The organism is Streptococcus sp. CCH8-H5 (assembly GCF_001556505.1).
Taxonomy (GTDB): domain Bacteria; phylum Bacillota; class Bacilli; order Lactobacillales; family Streptococcaceae; genus Streptococcus.
Window position 1 is genome coordinate 48325 of record NZ_LSIZ01000120.1, and the last position, 6511, is coordinate 54835.

6 protein-coding genes are annotated in these 6511 nt (G+C 37.8%); 1 reads left to right on the forward strand and 5 read right to left on the reverse strand.

Going from position 1 to position 6511, the window contains the following annotated elements:
- Nucleotides 1-2: 2 nt before the first annotated feature.
- The 4 genes from AX663_RS08585 to tig form a co-directional block, all read right to left on the reverse strand.
- Nucleotides 3-473: a DUF3013 family protein gene (locus AX663_RS08585; protein WP_060973242.1), complete on the reverse strand. Its 471-nt coding sequence runs from the start codon at nucleotides 471-473 to the stop codon at nucleotides 3-5.
- A 94-nt stretch (nucleotides 474-567) separates the two neighbouring features.
- On the reverse strand, nucleotides 568-2172 hold the full coding sequence (locus AX663_RS08590) for a CTP synthase (RefSeq protein ID WP_060973243.1): 1605 nt from the start codon (nucleotides 2170-2172) through the stop codon (nucleotides 568-570).
- 252 nt (nucleotides 2173-2424) lie between these two features.
- A complete protein-coding gene (rpoE, locus tag AX663_RS08595; RefSeq protein WP_002885605.1) occupies nucleotides 2425-3000 on the reverse strand; it encodes a DNA-directed RNA polymerase subunit delta in 576 nt (191 codons plus the stop codon).
- 157 nt (nucleotides 3001-3157) lie between these two features.
- Complete coding sequence (gene tig, locus AX663_RS08600; RefSeq protein ID WP_002889721.1) at nucleotides 3158-4441, reverse strand: trigger factor; 1284 nt, start codon at nucleotides 4439-4441, stop codon at nucleotides 3158-3160.
- 142 nt (nucleotides 4442-4583) lie between these two features.
- On the opposite strand from tig, the gene AX663_RS08605 reads away from it, so the two are divergent.
- Nucleotides 4584-5426 (forward strand): mechanosensitive ion channel family protein, encoded by an 843-nt coding sequence (locus AX663_RS08605; RefSeq protein WP_060973244.1) that lies wholly within the window; start codon nucleotides 4584-4586, stop codon nucleotides 5424-5426.
- Nucleotides 5427-5533: 107 nt separating this feature from the next.
- Here the strand turns inward: AX663_RS08605 and AX663_RS08610 are convergent, their stop codons facing one another.
- On the reverse strand, nucleotides 5534-6031 hold the full coding sequence (locus AX663_RS08610; RefSeq protein WP_060973245.1) for a sigma factor: 498 nt from the start codon (nucleotides 6029-6031) through the stop codon (nucleotides 5534-5536).
- Nucleotides 6032-6511 lie beyond the last annotated feature (480 nt).

Below are 6511 nucleotides of genomic sequence, written 5' to 3' on the forward strand. Positions count from 1 at the left end.
CTTTAATACCTTGGATAAGCAAAAAATTCCTTCTCTTCAAGTTGAGTTTTCCCTTTTTCGAAAGCTTCTTTGTCCCAAACCAAACCGAATTCCTCAGGTCCATCATCAGATAGAAAATCCATCAAGTCACTCAATCCTTCTGTTGCCACCTCATTCAAGGTCTCCGCAAAATAGGACAAAAACTCACGAGATAGACCTTTCTTAGGTTCATATGGAATTGTCACTAGGTAGTCCTCTTCATCAAAACGTGATTTTGCTGGATTGTAAAAGAGCACGTAATCCTCAAAAATGACATCTTCATCAGACACTTCACCCTTATCATCAATAGTCTCGACATTACTATTGTTTTGCGCTTCTAGGATGAACGTTACTTCCACAGCATGATTCTTTTTATCCCAGTCCATCGCAAAATCATAGTCCAAGTGCTTATCCAGTTCTTCTTCTAATACTGACAAAAAGCCGAATTTAGCCATTTGTTTTCCTCGTTCTTTCTTATTATTCCCTTTATTTTAGCATAAAAGGAGCCAATAAAAAACAGAGTAGGCTATCCCACTCTATCTTAGATAATTATTTAGCATTTTCAACCGCTGCTGTCACAAAGGCACTGTAAAGTTCTTCAGCATGGTTTGGACGGCTATGATATTCTGGGTGGTATTGCGCTGCCACAAAGAATTTCTTGTCTGGGAGTTCTACAACTTCCATCAAACGATTATCTGGTGACACACCTGAGAATACAAAGCCTTCAGCCTCAAACTGTTCACGGAATTTAGTATTAAATTCATAACGGTGACGGTGACGACGTTGAACAACTTCTTGGTTGCCATAAGCTGCAGCAGCCTTAGAACCTGGTTTCAACTTACATGGGTAAAGACCGAGACGAAGAGTACCACCCATGTCTTCAATGTCAATTTGATCACGCATAATATCGATAATTGGATATTTTGTGTTTGGATCAAGCTCAGCTGAATTAGCGTCATCCAAGTGAAGAACGTGGCGAGCAAACTCAATACATGTCAATTGCATACCGAGACAGACACCTAACATTGGCACATCATTTTCACGTGCATAACGAATAGCTTGAATCTTACCTTCAGTACCACGTTGACCGAAACCACCAGGCACGATGATACCATCAGCATCAGCCAAACGAGAAGCAACATTTTCGGCAGTCAAATCATTAGCATTGACCCAGTCAATATCAATGGCAGTATCATTTGCCAAACCAGAGTGTTTAAGTGCCTCAACCACTGACAAGTAAGCATCGTGAAGCTCCACATACTTACCAACAAGGGCAATCTTAGTTGTCTTCTTAAGATTAAGTACCTTATCAACCATAGCAGACCATTCTGTCATATCTGCAGCTGGAGCATCTAGTTTCAAATGATCACAAACGATTTGATCCATACCTTGAGCCTGCATATTAAGTGGCACTTGATAGATATGTTCCACGTCGAGTGATTCGATAACAGCCTCAGGTGCAACATCACAGAACTGAGCCAATTTATTCTTAATCCCTTGACCAGCAGGTTGTTCTGTACGAATAACCAACATATTTGGTTGGATACCCAAACCACGCAATTCCTTAACAGAGTGTTGCGTTGGTTTTGTCTTCATTTCACCAGCAGCCTTCAAATAAGGAAGAAGCGTTGTGTGGATATACATAACGTTATCAGAACCCACATCAGCCTTCATTTGACGAAGAGCTTCAAGGAATGGAAGACTTTCAATATCCCCAACCGTACCACCAACTTCAGTGATAATGACATCTGAATCAGTCGTTGTCGCTGCACGCTTAATCTTGTCTTTCAAAGCATCGGTGATATGCGGAATCACCTGAACAGTCGCACCAAGATACTCCCCTTTACGTTCCTTACGCAAAACTTCGCTGTAAATCTTACCAGTAGTCACGTTAGAGTATTTATTAAGATTGATATCAATAAAACGTTCGTAGTGACCAAGGTCAAGGTCAGTTTCAGCACCATCATCAGTAACATAAACTTCACCGTGTTGGTAAGGACTCATTGTCCCTGGGTCAATATTGATGTAAGGATCGAATTTTTGAATCGTAACCTTAAGACCACGGTTCTTAAGCAAACGTCCAAGACTTGCAGCTACAATCCCTTTACCAATTGAAGATACCACACCACCAGTGACGAAAATATATTTTGTCATGTTAACTCCTTATAATATAATTCAAAACAACTACAGATAGTAGATTGATTACCCACTCAGATAATCACGACAGCCCTTTCCTAGTACCTGATGGGAGCGGTACAAAGTACCTCACCTTAGACAAGTCCAGTAAATGACTAAAAACAAAAATGACCCCCAAGAGTTTCACTCTGGGAGCCTTAATCATGACCTCTTCAAAAGAGGTGCCCGATAAATAGTCTAAACTATCCAAGACCATTTGTCAATGAAAACTTAGTCGTTTGACTCATCCTCATAGTCATCGTCATCATCTTCTTCTGACAACTCAACATCATCCAAATCATCATCTGGAATAATTTCATTCAACTCAGAGTCATAAGATTCCACTTCGGCTTTCTCATCATCTTCGCTATCGTCGTCATATTCAAGACTATCAGAATCAGGTGTGAAGTTTTCGTCTTCTGGATCATCGTCATTATAATCGATGGCATCTTCATCACCATCCATGAAGGCATTAACTTTCTTGTTCTTGCGTTTTGGTGCATTTTCATCAGTATCTTCCAATGTGATGACCTCTTCATCGATTTCATCAATTGCATACCATGAACGCAAGCCCCATTTGTTATCACCTAGTGGAATGAAACTTCCATCCGTATTCAAATCTGAATAAAAGAATGGCAAAGCATTGCGGATATCAGCATCCGATTTTTCTAAGTAATTTTGAATTTCATTGACCAAATCATTGAAATACATTTCATTATCACGACCACGTGTTTCTAAGATAGCACGGGCCACTTCAATCATTGATAATTCACTTTTTTCTTGTCCAGCAAATACGTCTAGTTCCAAAGTGGTTCTCCTTCATTCTTACTCAAGCTAGTTTCTATCAGAAATAGCTCAGCAATCAATTTTTCGCTACCTTTTATTTTACGCTAAAAAGAGTCAATAGTCAAAGCATTTATAGAAGAAAAAATCAAGTCTCAACAGAAACTTGATTTTAGTCATATTATTTAACTTTTGCTGTGCTTGTGATAACTTCAACAGCTTTCTTCATAGTGATATCGTGTTTAAGCATTTCAGGTGAAAGAAGTGCAGAAACTTGTGATACTTCCATGTTGTACTCAGCTGCAAGATCGTTAATTTCTTTTTGGATTTCTTCTTCTGTAGCGTCGAATCCTTCAGCAGCAGCAACAGCTTCGATAACAAGGTTAGTTTTCACACGTTTGTCAGCGTCAGCTTCATATTGTTTGTGAAGATCTTCTTGAGTTGTACCAGTGATTTGGAAGTACATTTCAGGAGAGATACCTTGACGTTGCATGTTGCCCATGAATTCGTTCATAGCACGGTGAACTTCGTCTTCAACCATTTCTGCTGGCAATTCAACGATTTCAGCGTTTTCAACAGCCAAATCAAGTGCAGCACCTTCAACAGCGTCATCAAATGCAATTTCTTTAGCTGCTTCAAGTTCTTTACGGTATTTAGCTTTCAACTCGTCAAGAGTTTCGACTTCATCGTCAAGATCTTTAGCCAACTCATCATCAAGAGCTGGAACTTCTTTAGCTTTAACTTCGTTAACTTTAGTAACAAATACAGCAGCTTTACCTGCAAGGTCAGCAGCTTGATAGTCTTCTGGGAAAGTTACTTTAACTTCTACTTCATCACCAGCTTTTGCTCCAACCAATTGGTCCTCGAAACCTGGGATAAATTGACCTGAACCAAGTTCAAGAGAGTGGTTTTCACCTTTACCACCATCAAATTCAACACCGTCTACTGAACCAACAAAGTCGATAACAACAGTGTCGCCATTTTCAGCTGCACCTTCTTTAACAACCAATTCAGCCAAGTTTTTGCGTTCGTTTTCAAGCTTAGCATCAACTTCTTCATCAGTAACTTCTTTAGAAGCTTCAACTGAAACTTCAAGATCTTTATATGCACCAAGTTTTACTTCAGGTTTTGTAACAACTTCTGCAGTAAGTGTCCAATCTTGACCTTTTTCAATTGATTTTACATCAATTTTTGGTTGTGCAACAACATCAAGACCAAGTTCAGCAATCGCTGCTTCATAAGCTGCTGGAAGAATTGCATTCAAAGCATCGTCGTAAAGAGCTTCTTCACCAAATTTTTGGTTAAATACGGCACGAGGCATGTGTCCTTTACGGAAGCCTGGAGCGTTCAAATTCTTTTTAACCTTGTTAAATGCTTGATCCAAAGCTGGTTGAATTTTATCTTGACCGATAGTGAATGTCACCACACCACGGTTAGTGGCTGTGTTTTCAAATGATACAGACATGTAGTCATTCTCCTTAAAATTTTTTATAGATACAGTTTAGTTTACCATATTTCAAAGCCTTTTAAAAGTTTTTTTATCCAATTTAATCACAAGAAAATCGTTAGAAACTGCTACTTTTTCAAAATTTTGATAAACTAGAGCTATGAATATTTTACAAAGATACATCCAACAATTTAATTTTGAAGAGACCCTAATGGTACTCATTACGAAAGGGATTAAACTCCTTATTCTCCTCATCATCTTTCTTCTTAGTAAGAAGATTATCAACTTCCTTTTTAAACATACAGTGGGACGCTCTCTAGCTTGGACAATTCAAACACCTGCTCGACAAAAAACCATTGAACGATTACTACACAATTGCATGAACTACGTGCTATACTTCTTCCTTGTTTACTGTCTTCTTAGTATCCTTGGGGTCCCAGTATCTAGCCTCCTTGCTGGGGCAGGACTTGCTGGGGTTGCTCTTGGTCTAGGAGCTCAGGGCTTCCTATCTGATGTCGTTAATGGTTTTTTCATATTGTTAGAAAACCAATTTGAAGTCGGTGACGCAGTTGAAGTAGGAGCCGTTACAGGCCTTGTTTCAACCGTAGGTATTCGAACTACTCAAATTCGAGGATTTGATGGAACCCTCCATTTTATACCTAACAGAAATATCACAATTGTATCTAACAAATCTCGAGGGGACATGAGAGCTCAAATTGATATCCCAGTCTATCCGTCAACCGATATCAATAAAGTGACAAGCATCATACAAAAAGTAAATCAAGAAAACATTGAAAACTATCCTCAAATCTGTGGAGCTCCAAATATCATTGGATTAAGCACAACTCCTTCTGGACAACTAGTATTTCGTATTGATATTTTTACGAAAAATGGACAACAAACTCATATCTATGCTGATTTCTTAAAACTTTACCAAGAAGCTCTAATCAAAGAAAAGATTGAACTTCCAAGATTCATTGGAAACCCTATAGCAGTAAAATAAATTCATTACATTAAAAACACTTCAAAAGATAGATAAGATAGATCTACTTTCGAAGTGTTTTTTATTCATATTAATCAATAATGCTAGTCAAGGTTCTATATTAAGAATTAATCATCTTCATTGTAAGGATCAAAATCAACCATCCAAAATTTTAACTCTCGAATCATCTTTTTTCGACCTCTAAAACACTCCCCAGCTAGCAAACGGTCTAACTTAGTAGAATCTTCCGAAGACAACTGATTACGGAAAGCATTAAGCTGCTCGTCATAAACAAGCCTATCAACAGCATCTAACTCTTTATTTGGGAGACAAAAAGCAATATCTGAAATTTCGATATAACATTGTCGATTAGCTTGTCGTTTTACAGACTCCTGCCTTCTAACCTCATCATTAAGTCTATTTCTAAATTTCGTTTTAAAATATCGCCGTAACTTATCATCATCAGACTTTAATTCAGGAAACTTTTCTAAAAGCTGATAAAGCGTCATCATAGCTTCTTGCTCCATATCAGCTTGGTCCCAAAGTTGGATGAAATATTGTCTACTAGCCTTAAGTACAATCGGCCTTACAACTTCATATGCATGAACAAAAACTTCTTGTTCCATTAAACCTCCTATAAATAGATAAAATATTTGCAATTAAAATAATTACGAAACCTATTATAAGAGATACATAAGAAATAAAATAGAGACATATATGTCACTATAAAAATGATAGACTCTATAATTTCTGAAGTGGGTAAAACCACTGTAGAGATTATAGAGCTTTTTGAGTATACACAAAAATTCCCATAAGAACTATAATGAAAAGCGACCAAACCATCATTAGAGCTTATAAGATTTATTAAGAATACCACAGAATTAATCGGAAATAGAGAGTAAAATATTAAGGTTTCCCTTGTTTTTGAAACTGTCACTCATATCCAAATTTAAACAAACCGTGAGAACCGGTGGCTTGCTCTTCGGCTAAAAGCTTTTCGAAACCACTAGCACGGCTAGTGGTTTTCGTAAAACAAAAAAGCTAGACCTAAGTCTAGCAATGAGAATTATACTCCGCCAGTAGGACTCGAACCTACGACATCATGA

Excerpts from the sequence above, each read along its gene's own strand:
- AX663_RS08605 (WP_060973244.1), top strand. The coding sequence starts at position 4,584 with ATGAATATTTTACAAAGATACATCCAACAATTTAATTTTGAAGAGACC.
- AX663_RS08590 (WP_060973243.1), bottom strand. The coding sequence starts at position 2,172 with ATGACAAAATATATTTTCGTCACTGGTGGTGTGGTATCTTCAATTGGT.
- AX663_RS08610 (WP_060973245.1), bottom strand. The coding sequence starts at position 6,031 with ATGGAACAAGAAGTTTTTGTTCATGCATATGAAGTTGTAAGGCCGATT.
- tig (WP_002889721.1), bottom strand. The coding sequence starts at position 4,441 with ATGTCTGTATCATTTGAAAACACAGCCACTAACCGTGGTGTGGTGACA.
- AX663_RS08585 (WP_060973242.1), bottom strand. The coding sequence starts at position 473 with ATGGCTAAATTCGGCTTTTTGTCAGTATTAGAAGAAGAACTGGATAAG.